This is a genomic window from Alcaligenes sp. LTN-3 (genome assembly GCF_059735605.1).
The window spans coordinates 1,001,486-1,017,514 of record NZ_JCAPDN010000001.1; the positions used below are offsets into that span (position 1 = coordinate 1,001,486).

General features: G+C 56.7%; 15 protein-coding genes. 2 read left to right on the forward strand and 13 right to left on the reverse strand.

What is annotated here, in order from left to right; genetic code table 11:
- The first annotated feature begins 18 nt into the window (after window positions 1-18).
- Window positions 19-990 (forward strand): homoserine kinase, encoded by a 972-nt coding sequence (locus AC6I6N_RS04770; protein ID WP_108727579.1) that lies wholly within the window; start codon window positions 19-21, stop codon window positions 988-990.
- A gap of 14 nt (window positions 991-1,004) precedes the next feature.
- Window positions 1,005-1,781: a BPSS1780 family membrane protein gene (locus tag AC6I6N_RS04775; protein ID WP_230017928.1), complete on the forward strand. Its 777-nt coding sequence runs from the start codon at window positions 1,005-1,007 to the stop codon at window positions 1,779-1,781.
- A 398-nt stretch (window positions 1,782-2,179) separates the two neighbouring features.
- Here AC6I6N_RS04775 and AC6I6N_RS04780 read toward each other — a convergent pair whose 3' ends face one another.
- The 13 genes from AC6I6N_RS04780 to AC6I6N_RS04840 form a co-directional block, all read right to left on the reverse strand.
- On the reverse strand, window positions 2,180-3,040 hold the full coding sequence (locus tag AC6I6N_RS04780) for a type II secretion system F family protein (protein WP_230017925.1): 861 nt from the start codon (window positions 3,038-3,040) through the stop codon (window positions 2,180-2,182).
- Between the two features lie 2 nt (window positions 3,041-3,042).
- Complete coding sequence (locus AC6I6N_RS04785; RefSeq protein WP_497943266.1) at window positions 3,043-3,888, reverse strand: type II secretion system F family protein; 846 nt, start codon at window positions 3,886-3,888, stop codon at window positions 3,043-3,045.
- Entirely contained in the window at window positions 3,885-5,534 is a 1,650-nt protein-coding gene (locus AC6I6N_RS04790; RefSeq protein WP_497943267.1) for a TadA family conjugal transfer-associated ATPase, read from the reverse strand. The genes AC6I6N_RS04785 and AC6I6N_RS04790 overlap by 4 nt, the downstream gene beginning before the upstream one ends.
- A complete protein-coding gene (locus AC6I6N_RS04795) occupies window positions 5,524-6,894 on the reverse strand; it encodes a type II and III secretion system protein family protein (RefSeq protein ID WP_497943268.1) in 1,371 nt (456 codons plus the stop codon). The genes AC6I6N_RS04790 and AC6I6N_RS04795 overlap by 11 nt, the downstream gene beginning before the upstream one ends.
- Window positions 6,887-7,771, reverse strand: a complete 885-nt coding sequence (cpaB, locus tag AC6I6N_RS04800; RefSeq protein WP_497943269.1) for a Flp pilus assembly protein CpaB — start codon at window positions 7,769-7,771, stop codon at window positions 6,887-6,889. Before cpaB ends, AC6I6N_RS04795 begins: the two co-directional genes overlap by 8 nt.
- The gene (locus AC6I6N_RS04805) at window positions 7,768-8,391 is read right to left on the reverse strand and encodes a hypothetical protein (RefSeq protein WP_121739024.1); all 624 of its coding nucleotides are present in this window, start codon (window positions 8,389-8,391) and stop codon (window positions 7,768-7,770) included. The genes cpaB and AC6I6N_RS04805 overlap by 4 nt, the downstream gene beginning before the upstream one ends.
- On the reverse strand, window positions 8,388-8,990 hold the full coding sequence (locus AC6I6N_RS04810; RefSeq protein ID WP_497943270.1) for a pilus assembly protein TadE: 603 nt from the start codon (window positions 8,988-8,990) through the stop codon (window positions 8,388-8,390). The genes AC6I6N_RS04805 and AC6I6N_RS04810 overlap by 4 nt, the downstream gene beginning before the upstream one ends.
- The gene (locus AC6I6N_RS04815; protein WP_094196948.1) at window positions 8,987-10,249 is read right to left on the reverse strand and encodes a hypothetical protein; all 1,263 of its coding nucleotides are present in this window, start codon (window positions 10,247-10,249) and stop codon (window positions 8,987-8,989) included. The genes AC6I6N_RS04810 and AC6I6N_RS04815 overlap by 4 nt, the downstream gene beginning before the upstream one ends.
- Entirely contained in the window at window positions 10,246-10,503 is a 258-nt protein-coding gene (locus AC6I6N_RS04820) for a hypothetical protein (RefSeq protein ID WP_009462197.1), read from the reverse strand. Before AC6I6N_RS04820 ends, AC6I6N_RS04815 begins: the two co-directional genes overlap by 4 nt.
- A 133-nt stretch (window positions 10,504-10,636) precedes the next feature.
- The gene (locus AC6I6N_RS04825; RefSeq protein WP_497943271.1) at window positions 10,637-11,767 is read right to left on the reverse strand and encodes a YncE family protein; all 1,131 of its coding nucleotides are present in this window, start codon (window positions 11,765-11,767) and stop codon (window positions 10,637-10,639) included.
- A 59-nt stretch (window positions 11,768-11,826) separates the two neighbouring features.
- Entirely contained in the window at window positions 11,827-14,202 is a 2,376-nt protein-coding gene (locus AC6I6N_RS04830; RefSeq protein ID WP_497943272.1) for a TonB-dependent siderophore receptor, read from the reverse strand.
- Window positions 14,203-14,414: 212 nt separating this feature from the next.
- On the reverse strand, window positions 14,415-15,404 hold the full coding sequence (locus AC6I6N_RS04835; RefSeq protein ID WP_108727588.1) for a FecR family protein: 990 nt from the start codon (window positions 15,402-15,404) through the stop codon (window positions 14,415-14,417).
- An 81-nt stretch (window positions 15,405-15,485) separates the two neighbouring features.
- Window positions 15,486-15,989 carry a sigma-70 family RNA polymerase sigma factor gene (locus tag AC6I6N_RS04840; protein ID WP_108727589.1) on the reverse strand — a complete coding sequence of 168 codons (504 nt, stop codon included), beginning with the start codon at window positions 15,987-15,989 and terminating at the stop codon, window positions 15,486-15,488.
- Window positions 15,990-16,029: the final 40 nt, after the last annotated feature.

Sequence of the window (16,029 nt, forward strand, 5' to 3'; positions counted from 1 at the left end):
CGGACCCTTACTGAAAGCATGGCTGTTTTTACTTCCGTCAGCGAACTTGATGCCCGTGAACTACTGGAACACTACACACTTGGTGAATTTGTGTCCTTACGAGGCATTACCGCCGGCATTGAAAACACCAATTACTTTCTGAGCACAACCCAGGGCGAGTACGTTCTGACTTTATTTGAAGTCCTGACGCTGGAACAGTTGCCTTTTTACATCGAGCTGATGCACCATCTGGCGGCCAAGGGCGTTCCGGTGCCAGAACCGATGACACGCCGCGATGGTAAACGCATCTGTGTCATGCACGGCAAACCGTGCTCGATTGTGACACGCTTGCGTGGCGGCTACGAGCCCGAGCCTACGGTGGAACACTGCCGGCAGATCGCCCGCACCCAGGCCCAGGCCCACTTGGCCGCTCAGGACTTCCCCCTGGAACAGCCCAATCTGCGTGGCTTGAGCTGGTGGAAAAGCACCGTACCCCAAGTCCTTCCCTTCCTGGATGCCAGCCAGTCCGAACTGATACAGACCGTTCTACAAGAACAAAGCAACTTTGCCGATAGCGATACCTATCGCTCCTTGCCGCAAGGCCCGGCCCACTGCGACCTGTTCCGCGACAACGTGCTGTTTGCAGGCACCTCGGACGCGCCCCAGATGGGCGGCATCATCGACTTTTACTTTGCCGGTTGCGACACCTGGCTGTTTGACGTGGCTGTGGCTGTTAACGACTGGTGTATTGACCGTCTGAGCGGTGCCTTGAACCAGGAAAAAGCCCAGGCCTGGCTGGAGTCCTACGCCCAGGTACGCCCCTTTACTGAAGCAGAGCACATCGCCTGGCCGATATTGATTCAAGCTGCCGCGCTGCGCTTCTGGATCTCGCGCCTGTACGACTTTTATCTACCTCGCCCCGCTCAAACCCTCAAGCCGCACGACCCACGGCACTTTGAGCGTGTGTTGCGTCAGCGTCGCGACCATGCTGTACCGGCGCTCCCTCGATAAATACGGATACTGATATGCAAGCAGCCAAGCTCCCCTTTCTTTACGGGTGGTACTGGATTCAGGAAGGAATGCGCTTGTTCAAGCTGCAACCAGCCGCTCTGTTTTTCTGGAGCTTGATCACCTCTATCCTGATCAACCTAAGCAATATCTTTCCCATCGTAGGCCAAATGGTGCTGATCGTGCTGGTCCCGACCATGACCTTCATTATTCAGAATGCCTGTCGCCGCATTCATCAGGGGGAGGTCATCCGCCTAGGCATGTGGACCGAGCCCTTGAAACCCGCTCCTGTACGCAACCGCCTGATCAAGCTGGGCCTCATTTATCTGCTGGCCTGCCTGGTCGTGGGCTTTGTGGCGACCTTCCCCTTTGTGAATGAGCTATCGCAATTGATGGACAATAGCGATGCCACTCCACAGGAAGTCATGGCGGCCTTTCGCAAGCCTATTATTTTGTTCTTCGTGCTGTACCTGGGCCTGTCCGCCCTGTTCTGGCACGCTCCGGCTCTGGTAGGCTGGCATGCCATCCCGGTCAAGCAAGCCTTGTTCTTTTCCATGGTGGCTTGCTGGCGCAACAAAGCCGCCTTCCTGCTGTACGGCCTGTGCTGGGCGGCGGCCTTCTTCGCCATCCAAACCCTGGGCGGGCTGTTGCTGGGGGCCGGTTTGAGCCCAGGCACAGCCACCATGGTGCTGACACCTATCAACCTGACCATGGCCGCCATCCTGTACGCCAGCTTCTACCCGGCTTACCGCAGCGTATTTGGTGATCCGATGCGCGATACTGAGCAAGGCTAAGCCCAGTCCAACCATACCCCGCCCCCTGTTTGACGTATTTTCTGCAGGGCGGCGGCCCAAGTTGCAAACTGCTCCGGCCCTGACAGATAACCAAGCGGCGCTTCCAGGACCGATCTGGCCTTCCTATGCCACCGTACTGCTCCTGGCGATACTGCCGGACAAAACCTCAAAGGCTGATCACTTTCATCCAGAAAGCAGATATCCAGAGCCTGACGCATTCCCCATAAATGAACCGCTCTGCACGGTCGCAGCCACACGGCGGTTGCGAAACCCTTGTTCTGTGGCAGTGCCTTCCAGCCGCGCCAACGGGCCCAGAACGTACTGGCATCAAATAAATACAGGGCTTGTCGCTGCGTCTGTTGCAGCGGCTGTTTGATCAATACTGATCTGGACATCCCCTAGCCTCCCCCTGCCAGCCACGGGCCGAGCAGGCTCATCGCAATCACCAAGAATGTGCAGGGGAAAATACACACGACCAAAGGGGCCAGCAAATAAACGGGCAGCTTGAGGGCTCTTTGCTCGGCTTCCAGGTGCAAATGACTACGCAGCTTTTCTGCTTGAGAGCGTAGCAACAAGGCCAAGGACAATCCCGTGTCCTGCGCCAGCTCCAAAGACAAGGCCAACTCTTCCAGCTCTGCCTGCCTGAAGCTCAAAGCGACATTGCGCATCGCTTGTGGCAAGCGTCGTCCTGCCCGAACCTCGCCCTGTACCTTGTTCAAACTGATCAGCAAACTGCCTTGCGGTAGGGCCTGCGTTGCACGCGCCCAGGCCTGCTGCAAGCCCAGCCCAGACTCGACAGCCAGCACCAGCAGATCCAGAAAGAAGGGCAAATCCCGGCGGCAACGGGAATGATGCTGACGCTGCAGTTTTCTTCCCCGTGAGATAGCTTGTAATACGCTCAGGAAAAAACCAATCACAGTCAGCCCTGCAAGCTCCATCAATGAAGCCCCCTGAGTCAACAAGAAAGCACTAACAAGGCTTGTGAGCAGTCCAGTCAAAGCCACACGTTTGCTTAAAAAGCCCCGTACCTCCTGGGCATACGAACCCCACAATCGCTCCGGCCACTCATGTACAAAAGGCAGGGATAGGCAGAGACTCAGAACTCTGGAAAACGGTGCCTCCCACGCCTGCCAAGCCGCCTGCCCCAAACTGCTGCCACCTTGCAGCAAAAGCAGATAACGACCGCGCCACGCCCACAACAATGCGATCAGGAACAAGGCCGCACTCAGAGCAGAGAGTATCCAGATCATTGCGAGCATACTCACCCCTCCCCTCGCAGAATCACTTGCATCCACCACAACCCCATCAGCAGCATGGCTACGAGCGCTCCCGCCACCCAAACGCCCAATGTGTTGAACCAGGCTTGCTCAAATGCTGTGGCATCCAGAAGGTATAAAGCTCCCGCCACAAAACCCGGCAAGCAGAACATGATTCGCGCCTGCAAACGGGCCTGAGCGGTCAAGGCAACAATCTTGTCCTCGATAGTCAAACGTGCCCGAATGGTTTGCGCCAGTATCTTCAAGCGTTCCCCTAACCCCGCCCCCGTACTCTGGCCCATCTGCAAGGCACTGACCAACATGGCCAGTTCTGACACCGGCACTCGCTCCACGAGCTCCTGATACGAGTCCTTGGCACTCGCACCCAGGCGCTGCTGACGCAAGAGCAAACGCAACTCTTGCCCTAAGGGCGCAGGCAAAGATTGAGCCAACTGCTGCAAGGCCGCTTGCAAAGCCAAGCCTGCTTGCAGACTCAAGGCCAAAGACAGCACAAAGTCCGGCAGTTGTCGTCGTAGCGTCTCCAGGCGACGCCGTCCCATCCAGCGCAGAACCACTAAAGGCGTTACCGCAGCCAACAAGGTCACCAACGCTGCCAGCCAAAACGACGGTATCAGCCACCATGCGGCCAGAAAGATCAGAAGCAAACCAGCCCAGGCCACAAAAGCAAGATACTGGCTGCGTACGAACACAAAATGCGACTGCAAGCTCTGCTCGGACTGTTTAAGAAGTTGCTCTCTATAGCGCGTAGCAAGACGCTGCCCTGAACGCAGCAACACATAAGCCAAAGCGGTGGTAGCCAAGACAATCAACAAAATACTGAGCAATTTCATGCTTGCCCCTCTGATGGGGAGACATATTCAGACCTCAAGCCGCTGGCCGTAAAACCAAACTCCGGGCGGTAACTGTACAGAGTCTGCAATTGAATACGCTGCGCTTCTATACCGGTTACTTCCACAATCTCGTGAACTAAACGCTTGCCATCGGGCAAACGGCTCAGTTGCACAATAATGTGCAGCGCCCGCGCGATATGCTCCCGCACGACCAGCAAAGGCAAATCCAGGCCCGCCATCAAGACCATACCCTCCAGGCGCGACAAGGCATCACGTGGGGTGTTCGCATGCAAGGTCCCCATCGATCCTTCATGGCCTGTATTCATGGCGGACAACATATCAAAGGCCTCCGCCCCCCGACACTCTCCGACCACAATCCGGTCTGGCCGCATGCGTAAGGCTTGTCGCAACAGGCTCCGTATATCCACCTGCCCCTGACCTTCTGCATTCGCAGGCCGTGACTCCAAAGCCACCCAATTACTGTGCTGTAACTGCAACTCGGCTGCATCTTCCAAGGTCACGATTCGCTCTCCCGAATCGATGCAGGTGCTGAGCACATTCAGCAAGGTGGTTTTACCTGTACCCGTTCCGCCTGAGACCAGAATATTGCAGCGCCGCTGCACCGCCTGTTGCAGAAAATAGGCCATCTCCGGCGACAAACTACCCGTCTGCAACAGATCCTCCAGCCCCAGGCGTCGTTTGGGAAATTTGCGTATGGTCACGCAGGTACCCTTGACCGCAATGGGCGACAGTACCGCATGGAAACGCGAGCCATCGGCCAATCGTCCATCCACTGCGGGCGAGCTGATATCCAGCCGTCTACCCAAGGGAGCCAGGATGCGGTCAATAATCGCCCGCAAGGCCGACTCACTGCTGAACACCAGAGGATGGGCTTGGAGCCGCCCCGCCTGCTCGACAAAAACTCGGTCGTAATGGTTGACCATGATCTCCGAGACCGAGGTATCTGCCAGCAAGGCCTCCAAAGGTCCCAAACCCACCGCCTCAGCGCAGACACTGGCCTGCAGTCTGGCCTGTTCATGCTTGGGGACAGCACATTGGGCCTGGATCAAGCGACCTAGACAATCAAAGGCTTCCTGCTCCAGCTGCTTGTCGCTTACGCGAGACAAGTCCCGACGCTCCAGCTCCAAAGCACTCAACAAGGCTTGATGCAAGCGTTGCTGCTCTTGCCTGAATAGCTCACTGTCGGATACTGGGAGATCTGCTTGCCCGGAAGTGAAAAAGCCTTGCTCGCCTTGTGCGGTCAGTCGCGGCTCCTCCAATACAAAAGACGGTTGTTCCGGGGCTACCAATGGACTCTTCAAGCTCGAAACAGCCCCATCACTTCGTGATGGAACCTCCTGCCCAAAGCCCGTAATCCGCAGCTTGAACCCACCCAACATCAGCACATCGCCCAGGCGCAAGGGCCCGTCGTCATAAACCCGTTTGCCGTTTAGCTGCACCCCTGTCAAAGAGCCATGATCCTGGATGTACACTGCCCCTGCCCGCTGCAACAAACTGGCATGCTGCCGTGCGATACGCCAGGATGGCAGAACAACATCACAGGCAGGGTCACGCCCTATCAAGGCCGGCAAACTGACCGCACAAAGACGTGTCGCCCCCAACTCTGACTCAAGTTCAAGGTTCAACACGAAACACCTCACTATCGGGTTCTGCCCATTGCGACCAGGCTCCTTGTCCTGCCCCCTTTGGAGTGGCGCGCACAGGCGTGTTCAAGCGTGGAGCGTCAGGAAAAGTCTGGTCCAGCCACTGGGCAGCATTCGCCTGCCGAGCCAACAAATCCGGATGTTCTGCCGCCACCAATGTCGGGGTCACAAAGACCGCCAGTTCCGTCTCCTGCCGGGCAAAGCGTTCGGAACGAAACAAGGCACCCAGCACTGGCAAACTGGCCAGCCCCGGCAAGCGATCCACATGCCGGGACTCTTCACGTGAAATAAATCCTGCCAGCACCAAGGTCTGCCCGGAACGCACGTTGAACTCGGTTGAAGCTCGTCGGGTTTTCAACGACGGCCCGGCAGGTTGGGACAAGCTGGCATCCACAGAGCTGACTTCGACCTCAATCTGCGAGCGCACTAAGCCACCACGCTCGACCCTCGGCACGATACGCAGAGATACACCATAAGGCTTGAAGCTGGTCTTGCTGTTTCCCTTGTCATCCGTGGTGGTGTAAGGCAGCTCGCCCCCAGCCAGAAACTCGGCTTGCGAACCACTACGCGCCAGAAGCTGCGGCTGCGCCAGAACCACCGCATGCCCTTCCTGCGCCATGGCTTGAACGCGAGCAGACATCAAGGCGCCAACGCCAAAGAACGCCGCCCCCTGCTTGGCAGGGAATGCCAAAGGCAGGACCGCTTCACCCGGCCTATCCAGAAACTGATGGGTGGCCGCATCCCAGGCACCTCCCATACTCAAACCACCCTGTGAGCTGCCATCCCAGCGCACGCCCAGCTCCCGCAGGCTGTTGCGCGGCACCTCGACCACCTGAACGTCCAACAAGACCATTGGCTCCCAACCGTCCTGCTGCGTAAAATCCAGTAATTGAGGGTGCTCCTGGCTTAACGCCTGAATGCGTTGCTTGTCCTGATCGCTTAAGCCCTCTCCTTCCAGCACCAGCTTTCCGCCCAATTCGCTGACACGTAGCTCGGGAATGCGCTCTAGCAAACTTCGTAGCTCCGCTAAGGTTTGCCTCTGGTTTTCGGGTGACACCTCAACGTGGTAGGACTGACTTTGCCCGGAATGGGACCACACTTGCACCACAGTGCTCCCGGTCTTGCGCGCAAACAAAATAAGCTCGCCCGATTCTGTAGTGACGGCGTGAACAATGTCACCGTCCCCCACCGCTACCCGCTCAACCTGTGTCTCGGGCAGCACCATCAACTCACCCACTTGCAGCCCCAAGCCCTGAGCCTGACTTTGCAAGCTTGCGCCAAACAGGGCTCCGAACAACAAGCTCACAACTGCCCACCTGGGCCAATAGCGATTTCTACTCATGGTGCTGCCCCACAGAAAAACTGTCTGGCATATCCAGCCAACCCAGGCGCTCCACCTCAGCCTGCCCAAGTTGCCCTGCCGGTTTGTTGCCGTACAAAACCGGCACAGACTGTTTGGGCCTTGCACCCGGCCCCAGCCCCAGAATATCGGCCAGTTCACCGCGCACGGCAGCCTGATGGGGCGTGTGATCATCCGGATTGCGCAGCAAGGCACTGATACGTCCATGTTGTCTGGCCGCCAGCAACTTCAAGGCATCGTCCGGACCCACATCCAAGGTCAAGGTGTTGTAGGCATCCTTATCCAATCGGGCCGTGGCTGAACCTTCACCCGACTTTTGTCCTGTTGCCAAAACAAGAACAGACTGCAACAACGGCGCCGTAACCCGCCGTTGCCTGTCATCAAAGCTGACATAGATATCAATCAAGTCTCCCGGTCGAATCAAACCCGACACCGAACTGATCGCATCCACCGGTACAGTCAATGCACGCCTGCCAGATAACAGTTGCTGTGAAAACGGGCTACTGACTTCCTGCACGTGCGCCTTACTGATCAAGTCACCTGCTCGCAAAGGCTGGCTCAGCACTTGCCCTACTAGATTCTCAAACTGCGCCACATCCCAACTATCACTAGGCACCAGTTCTGCAGGAAAGGCACGGGCGGCCAGATGCTCCGCTTGCAGCACGGTCCCCGCCGCCAGGCTGGACGCGGCCACCACCCGATCCAACTGGACACGATGCGCCGCCTGTTGCAACGCTTTTTCCTGCCGGTCCAGATAACGACTACTGGTCCCGGCTGCCATCAAACCAGCCAACAAGGCCAAGAGGCCAAAGCCTGCGCTGGGATGACGACATAGCCACAAGAACTTTGCTCGCATCATGAGACCTCCTTTTCACAGGCACGGCAGATCAAGAGCAAGTAATCTTGCTGCTCATGCTCCAGTTCCATCACATCCAGCTCGGCTGGACCTTTGCGCCAGTAACGCTCACCCGCCTGCGCTCCCCAATCTTTGCGACGCAAATCAGCTTGCCATCCAGGTTCGGCCACCAACAGCCAGCTTTGCACTTGCCCTGGCTGTTCGTGCTGCCACAAGACTGCACCGCCAATGGGTGGTGCTGCAGACAAAAGAGGTGGCGGGGCAAACGCCTGAGCGTTTTCAGAAACACTTAACAAACCCGACAAGACAGGGGTTTGTATATCTTCCAGCCACAAAACGCAGTTCTTGCCCTGTTTGGCACGCAGGAACACCCATTGCCCCTCCGTTCTGATTGCTCCGTAATGCACACCACAGAATGGCTCTAGATGAGAAGCCAAGGTCTGCGCATCCAGGCTAGTTTTCAGCCCCCAGCTATACACGGGCCCAACAGCAGTCTGTGCCGCCTGCATTTGATCCCACTGAATCCGGGGATCCTGTATAGGCCCGGTCAAAGCCTGCGTTTTGGCCGGCACAGGGCTGAACATCAACAAGAACAGCAAGAGCAAGGCAAGCAGTTGTCTCATGGCTGCTCCTTGGGGCCATGATCTGGCACGTAGCCCTGCCACCGACTCAACCAATCCACATCAGCTTGCGCTCGTCCCCAAGCCGCGTCCATAGGCCCTGCATGTCGTATCGTTTCTCTGGCAGCGGGTCTGCTCGATCCCACTGCCTCACCCCAAGCAGTCGTACTGTTTTCCAAACGCTGACGAGTCTGCTGTGTACTGGCCGCCTGCCCCGCAGCCGCCCACAAGTGAGATTGACGCTGCAATCGCGTCTTGGTCATCGACGCCTCCAGCCAGCGCGGCCACGGAATGGAAACGCGCGACTGTGCCGTCCAAAATCCGCTACGCAGACTCAAAAGCTCCCATTGCAGGGACTGGGCTGTCGCTATCGGGGATGCCAAAAATCGGGCAGGTGCCGTCTCGTGAGCAGGACTGCTTCCAACTGAAACCGGCTTGCCATGAGCGTCATGCATAAACAGGCTCAAATGCGTGCTGTGCTGCATTTGCTGCAAGCGATACTGCTGCTGCATCAGCCAACGCCCCGCCATCACCATCAAGCCCAACACCACACCCAGCAAACAAGCCTCGATCAGCGCCATCCCTTTTTGTCGCTTACTCATGATTGGCGCCCCCCTGGATCCATCAACCGTGCCTGCCAGAAAGGCAGGAACAGACTGGGATTGGGGCTCACCCCAGAATCTGCGCTATCCGGTGGCCAGGAGAAAAACGATTGAGCCGCCGCCCGTGTATGAACGGTCTGACCCAAATGGCCTTGGGCCTGCAAGGTCAGCACCAGATCGGGGCCAGCGCTGTGCTCTGAATCTGACAAAGCGTACCCATCTACCCACGGCCTTTGACTCCAGGGCCTGGCATCGCGTCGTGCCCAGGATTGCGCCACCGTATTGCCTTGAGCAGATAGCAAAGAGCCATTGCCCTGCTCCAGCGCCCACTTCCAGAAGCTCTGCCCAGAAAAGTCATCCGGTGCATCAATCCCGGACGCATGCGCAGGTGTTTGCAAGGCCCACGCCATGGCATATTCCCGGAAATAACAGCCTATCCAACGGTTGGAACGCACCATATGCATGGATTGCGTATCGTTGGAATGCCAGCGACCCGAACGATCAAATTCGGTACGACCTGCGCGACGCAAACGATGCCGCCACAAGGGACAACGCCGATCCACACCGGGATAAGAGCGAGCCTCGTAATCCCGAGGGGCCAGAAAGCCATACAAGGACACCAAATGCGTCAAACCCGGCTGCCACTGTGTTTGCCCGGATTGTGGTGACAGGAACTGCGGCCAATCGTCCTTCTCAAGCTGCCAGCGAATTGCTTGGGCGGGCCAGTCTGGCAAGCTGCCATCCAAGGTCGCCTGAATAATGGCCTGTCGGCGCTGCGGCAAACCCGCTACCAACTGCTGTTGGGCCTGCGCCAGAACTTGATGAATCAAACGCTGATGGGCTTGAAAAGCCTGTTCCAAGGCCTGCTGATTGTCCCCGGCAGAACGCGCCTGGGTATACGCCAGGCCATGAGCAGGGCCAAACATCATGGCGACTAAATGCGCAGGTGGATTCGCCCGACGCGCTTGCCCGGACTGGGTCTGCGCCGCCCTGTCCCACGTTGCCAAGGTCAATAAATGCCCCAAAGCCAGTTGATGCCCCAACTGCGCCCGGTTGATATAAGACAGCAGATTCAAGGTACGCGCCTGCTCGGTGGCGGCACCATAGGCCGCCGCATCCAGCACCAAGGACAAGCGCCCTTGCTGCTCGGCAATCTGGTTCACATGAAAGTAGCCGCCCCAGGCGATAGACAGGAGCGCCAGCGCGATCAGCCCCCAGGCCAGCGCCGCCCCCTCTTGTGGATAGTCGGGCTGCCTCATTGCGCATTGCCCGTAAAAGATTTCAGGCTCTTGGCGCTGCCTTGAGCGGCCGCAGCAGAAGCGGCTGATTGCGCTTGTTGTGTCTGCTCGGAGCCATCCTCACCCGCCAATTCCTTGGCCATGGCCGCAGTCTGGTTGCGAATCACCTGACCAAAGGACTGGTACACCGCAATGGCCGCCACAGCGACCAAAGCCACAATAATTAAATACTCGACCATACCCTGGCCGCGCTGCCGCCTGATGAACTGTCTCATTGGAATCTCCCAAAAGTCAGTTCACAGTCTGCCCCTTGTCAGCGAGCCAGAATATTCGCAAAAGCCGAGCCGGATGGGCTTGTCCGGCTACGGTCTATGCAGCTACTTCATATAACACTTGGCACTGTCAGCGTCACAAAGCTTGCAGGTCAATACGAGCCACCTGGTCAATGGGCTCCGGCTCCCCTTTTTTTGCAAATGGCCGCTTTACACTGACATAAAGCTGCTGGCCGTCAGGCGTCACGGAAATCGTGTTCGGATGCACGGGCAGCGTAATAGTCTGTTTGATGGCATAGCTGCTAGCGTCGATGACACTCAGCGTTCCACTGCCTCGGCTGGCTACATACACTTCATTGCGAATCGGGTTATAGCGTATCCCCACCGGCATGTATCCCGTGGGGATTTTGTGCAGAATGGCACCCGTTTTCAGGTCAAACACCAAGGTGCCTTCACTATTATTCAGTTGATTGGCAAACAAGCGTTCACTCTTGCTATCCAAGGCCGTATTGACCAGAAAACGTCGCCTGATATCGCTAGGCGACAGCTTCTCCGCGATGCGGTTTTCACCAACCAGTTCCCAACTTTGCGTGTCGAACACTGCATAGGCCGCCGTGCCACTGGCCAGCAATTTATGGTTCGCTGCATCCAGGGTCAAACCTGCCGTGGGCGCTTCAAGGTCGCGCAGAATACGGTTTGTCGAGAAGGTCTTGCCGTCAATGACCCAGATAAAACCAAGATCTGTCACACCACTGACGATGACCTGATTAGCAGCTTCATCCACCACAATCTGGCGTGTGTGTACCGGCTCGCCCTTGGCATCTTTGACGCCATGATGCAAGGTTCCCTTGAGGGTTCCTGTTGACGCATCAATGGCCGAAACGGCACCATCCCTAGTATGACCGGCATACAGCGTATTGCTGCGTATATCCAAGGTCAAGGCAAATGGCTTGAATGGCAGATCAATCTTTTTCTGTACAGCCAGAGTTATCGGATCAAGCTGATAAATCGAACCGCCCCCCTTGCTGGTGAATTCCTCCGTACTTGCCACAAACACGGCCTTGGAGGCCGGGCTGTACACCAGCTCGTAAATGCCCGGCGCAACTTCCCGTTGCAGGACGGCCTCTGACACCGGAGTAGATACGGCAGCAGTCGCCGCTACTGGCGTGGGTGCCGCATGAGACACGCCAGTCAGCAAAAACAAGGGCAGCGCGGCTGCAAGAACGGAACGCTTGCTGCGCGTTAAATAAGTAAATTTCTTGGACATACAAACCTTTTTGAAAACACCCCTGGCGGAAACGGCCAGGAAAAATGACAGATGCAAACTCAGAACCGATGACTGACCGTCAGCAAGACCTGGCGAGGTTTGCCCAGGTAATTGCCGGTGCTAATGCTGGAGCCGATCTTTGAGTAGTACTGCTTGTTGCTCAGGTTATCGATATTCAACTGCACGGATGTATTGCGGTTGAAGTCGTATCTGGCCAAGAGATCCACAATGGCGTAGCCAGGCTGCTCGATACGGAAATTTGACCCCTTGTAGAACACCTTGCTTTGCCAGCGCACGCCGCCACCCAGGGTCAGGCCATCCAAGGCGCCACCCAGTCGGTATGTACTGAAAATTTTCACCATATTTTCTGGACTGCTTCGTTCGTTATACAACTCACCCTTTCTGGTTCCCGAAGCATATTCAGAGCGTGCGTAGGTATAGCCTGCACTGACGTTCCAGCGATCGGTCACGGCACCGGCCACCTCAAGTTCCACGCCACGCGTACGCACCTTCTCTGCCGCCTCATAGCAATACAGCACAGCGGGATTGCAGTAGGTCACACCGGCTACCTGCGTGGGTAGATTCAATTGCTCCAGCTGAAACAGCGCGATCGATGCATTCAGGCGCTTGTCCAGAAACTCGCCCTTCAGGCCCAGCTCATTATTCGTCCCCTTGACCGGGTCCAGCAAGGAGCCATTAATGTCGTAATAACTTTGCGGCTTGAAAATACCGGTGTGGCTTGCATAGACCGAATAGGTGTCATTCAAGTCATAAACCAGGCCGACATAGGGCACAAACTCGGCATCCGCCGAATAGTCCGTTTTATAGTATTGCGACTTGGACTTGAACCAGCTCACACGACCACCCAGTATGAGTTTCAATGGGTCCGCGATATCAAAGCGTGCAGAGGCATAGAGTCCCAGTTCTTCCTTGTTCTCATCTACATAGTAGGGATTCAGACCAAAGGTCGGCTTGGCCTGCGAGGTGGGACTCCAGTTCTCCGGATCAAGCGGAATGTTGGCGGCGGAACTGCCATCCACCCGCTCATTTTCCTTGTTGGCATTGATCCCGATAGAAAAATCATGATCACGCCCGAACAGCGTCAAGGGACCATTTGCATTGACGTTGAACGCGTAATGCTTGTCACGCATATCCACGCTTTGAGTAAATTTGCGCAGTGCGCCGCCGGTATACCAGGGGTAGCTCGCAACGTAATCGGACTCGGCCCACGCCGCGCGAGTCAGGGCTTTCATGACCCAACCGTTGTCAAACCGATGCTCCAGGTCTGCATACAGCGTTGTCTGACGGCGATCCAGATACTCCCAGTCGCTGCCCAGAAAATCATGAGGCGACAAATCGTAAAACGAGCCATCTGCACGGGTCGGAAATCCTCCCCAGCTATAACCGTCGTTATGTTGCCGCTGCCGTGACAAACCCAGGCTCAGGGTGGTGGCGGGCGTAAGGTCCACGTCCACCACGCCATAGAACAGTTGTTCCTTCTGGCGGTTGTAGTCCCGGTAAAGTTTGCCACCTCCGGCCACAATGACCGCACGGCCACGCACAGTGCCGGACTCATTGAGCGCATTGGACAGATCCACCACGCCACGCGCGTTCTCCCATGATGAGGCCGTCACGCGGGCCGAATACTGAGGTGTCGAAGTCGGTCTTTTGCGGATCAGATTCACGGATGCCGACGGGTTGCCAGACCCTTCCAGCAAGCCCGTGGCCCCCCGCACAATCTCCACCCGGTCATACATGGCCAAATCATCATCGGCCAGAATATCGCGCGAATAGCTTTGAGTGGACGTCGTGATGCCGTCGTACTGAATATTGGAAATGCTGTGACCACGCGCCAGATACTCCCAGCGCGAATCGCCATTGCCTTGCACGGCCACAATCCCCGGCGCATCACGCAAGGACTCATCCAGAGCACGGTAATTCTTGTCCTCGATTTTTTGATGCGTAATGACGGTCATCGACTGCGGTGTTTCACGCAGCGAGAGCTCCAGTCCGCTGGCCGATGTCGACGGCCCCATCGCGACATAGGAGCCACTCCCTTCTGTGGCCAGGCCCGTATTGGCCGTGACCGTGATCGGAGCCAATTGCGTGGTGTCATCACGACTGGAACGGGTCAAGGAAACTGTTCTCCCCCTCCAACTGGCCTGCACTCCTGTTCCCTTCAGCAAACTTTGCATGGCTTGCTGCGGCGTCATGCGCCCACTAACAGGCGGTGCCTGCAAGCCACTGACGGTATCGGGCAAATAATAGATTTGAATATCTGCCTGCTGGCCCAACTCAAGCAGAGCCTGATTCAGGGACTGAGCAGGAATGGAAATAGACAAGGCAGGCACATCCTGCGCGATCACTGGCTCCAGCGGGCTGAGCGACAAGGCCAGTGCCAATACGCTGAGCCCGACACCCTGGACCGGACGCAAGGCAAAAAGAAGCCATCGTTTATTTGTGTTCTGTGGATACACCGTAGTACTCGTTATAAGGAAAGCGACGCACAAAGCGACAAGCCCTTTGGCCAAAGGCAATCAGGGACACAAAACTGTCCCTTCCCTCATAAGAGTCAATCAGGAGCACACCCCGTAACGATTCTCGTTCTTAAATTGAAAGAAATTGTATCTTTCAGAGAATATGAGGTCTAACGAGCCGCAATACCCCATCGGCCATCCGGCCCTTGCACAATCACCACGGGTGCCAATGAGGGCAGGACTTCCAGAAAAGCCTGGGGGTCATTCACATTGAAGACACCTGTCACTCGCAGCCCACGCAATGAAGGGCTGTGCAGCACGATGCCTGGCTCCTTGTAGCGATTGAGCTCAGCCACGATATGTTCCAGTGGCTCGGCATCAAAAATCGCCTTCCCCTGCCGCCAAGCCAGCATCTGCTCGATATTTCTTGATTGCACAGTCGCAAAACGGCCACTTCCCAATCGCAGTCCTTGCTGACCCACCAAGTCGTAATAGGCGCTGTTCCACCAGGGTCCGCTCTGTACGCGCACCGAACCGGATTCAACCGCCACATCAACCGTGTCCGTGTCTCGTCGCACGTTAAAACGAGTGCCCGTCACCCGTATCACCGCCCGGCCCGCATCGACATTAAAAGGCCGAGCGACCTCGGAGCGTACCTGGAAGAAAGCCTCCCCTTTTTCCAGCACGACACGGCGCTCGGACTGATAGAAGGAAACGTGCACCGCGCTGTCAGTATTCAGACTGATCAGCGATCCATCCGGCAAGGTCTGCTCAAGACGTTCACCCTTGCGGCTGATATAACGCTGGGCATACTGCTCACTTTCCAGCCAACGCTGCGGCCCCAGAACAGCGACTCCCGCGGCCGCCGCACAGGCACTTCCCAAACCTGCGATAAACGCTCTGCGCCCCCATTGCGGTGCCCGAGGGCGAGTGTTCTGTGCCAAGCGTGCCTTGAAAGCGGCATCCGGTGTTGCCTGCGCAATCGACCACATGGCTTCCATGTCCTGATAGGCCTGCGCATGACGCGGAGCCTGTTCCAACCATTGCTCAAGCAGCGTCTGATCCCCCTCCTGCATCAAGCCACCTCGCACGCGCGCAAACCAGAACGCAGCGGCGTCATGGGGATCATCAGGAATAGGAAGTGAATGGGATACGCTCATAGTCGCTACGATAGCTCGCCGGTTAATTCCTGTAGCAATGCGGGTGAAGACAGAATAGTGCTCATGGCGTGCATCGCTATATTAAGAGGAAAACTGCTGCAACTTAAGCTGCAAATGACGCATGCTGCGGGTCAGGTACTTTTCTACCGAACTAACAGACAAACCTAAATGACTGGCGATCTCGGGCACAGTCCAGCCTTCCAGCCTGTGGCAGGAAAACACCTGCTGACAGACAGGTGGCAATTCATCCAGGGCCGCTAACAAGGCTTCCGAAAGCTGCCCGCAATAGGCCGCCTCCTCGGCGCCCGATACCACGGGGTGATCCTGTTCGCTCAGATCTTGCAAGGGAATCGTTAAAGCGGGCTGCTCCCGCTTTTGTCGCTGTATCAGACTATTGGCCGCACTGCGGTGCAAATAAGCCCTGGGATTACTAATCCGGGCTGCATCTTGCTCCAGCATTCCGGCAATGGCATCGTGGGCCACATCTTCCCCGTCAACGCTGTTTGATGAACGCCGCGTCCACGTCTTGACCAGCTCGTGGTAATGCACGAGCCAAGTTTTACGTGAGGACGAAAAACGCGACATAAAACAGCATGGGGTAAATAGACAAGACGGACATAATAAT

Excerpts from the sequence above, each read along its gene's own strand:
- AC6I6N_RS04820 (WP_009462197.1), bottom strand. The coding sequence starts at position 10,503 with ATGAGACAGTTCATCAGGCGGCAGCGCGGCCAGGGTATGGTCGAGTAT.
- AC6I6N_RS04785 (WP_497943266.1), bottom strand. The coding sequence starts at position 3,888 with ATGAAATTGCTCAGTATTTTGTTGATTGTCTTGGCTACCACCGCTTTG.
- AC6I6N_RS04795 (WP_497943268.1), bottom strand. The coding sequence starts at position 6,894 with ATGAGTAGAAATCGCTATTGGCCCAGGTGGGCAGTTGTGAGCTTGTTG.
- cpaB (WP_497943269.1), bottom strand. The coding sequence starts at position 7,771 with ATGATGCGAGCAAAGTTCTTGTGGCTATGTCGTCATCCCAGCGCAGGC.
- AC6I6N_RS04835 (WP_108727588.1), bottom strand. The coding sequence starts at position 15,404 with ATGAGCGTATCCCATTCACTTCCTATTCCTGATGATCCCCATGACGCC.
- AC6I6N_RS04805 (WP_121739024.1), bottom strand. The coding sequence starts at position 8,391 with ATGAGACAACTGCTTGCCTTGCTCTTGCTGTTCTTGTTGATGTTCAGC.
- AC6I6N_RS04810 (WP_497943270.1), bottom strand. The coding sequence starts at position 8,990 with ATGAGTAAGCGACAAAAAGGGATGGCGCTGATCGAGGCTTGTTTGCTG.
- AC6I6N_RS04840 (WP_108727589.1), bottom strand. The coding sequence starts at position 15,989 with ATGTCGCGTTTTTCGTCCTCACGTAAAACTTGGCTCGTGCATTACCAC.
- AC6I6N_RS04770 (WP_108727579.1), top strand. The coding sequence starts at position 19 with ATGGCTGTTTTTACTTCCGTCAGCGAACTTGATGCCCGTGAACTACTG.
- AC6I6N_RS04815 (WP_094196948.1), bottom strand. The coding sequence starts at position 10,249 with ATGAGGCAGCCCGACTATCCACAAGAGGGGGCGGCGCTGGCCTGGGGG.
- AC6I6N_RS04780 (WP_230017925.1), bottom strand. The coding sequence starts at position 3,040 with ATGCTCGCAATGATCTGGATACTCTCTGCTCTGAGTGCGGCCTTGTTC.
- AC6I6N_RS04825 (WP_497943271.1), bottom strand. The coding sequence starts at position 11,767 with ATGTCCAAGAAATTTACTTATTTAACGCGCAGCAAGCGTTCCGTTCTT.
- AC6I6N_RS04775 (WP_230017928.1), top strand. The coding sequence starts at position 1,005 with ATGCAAGCAGCCAAGCTCCCCTTTCTTTACGGGTGGTACTGGATTCAG.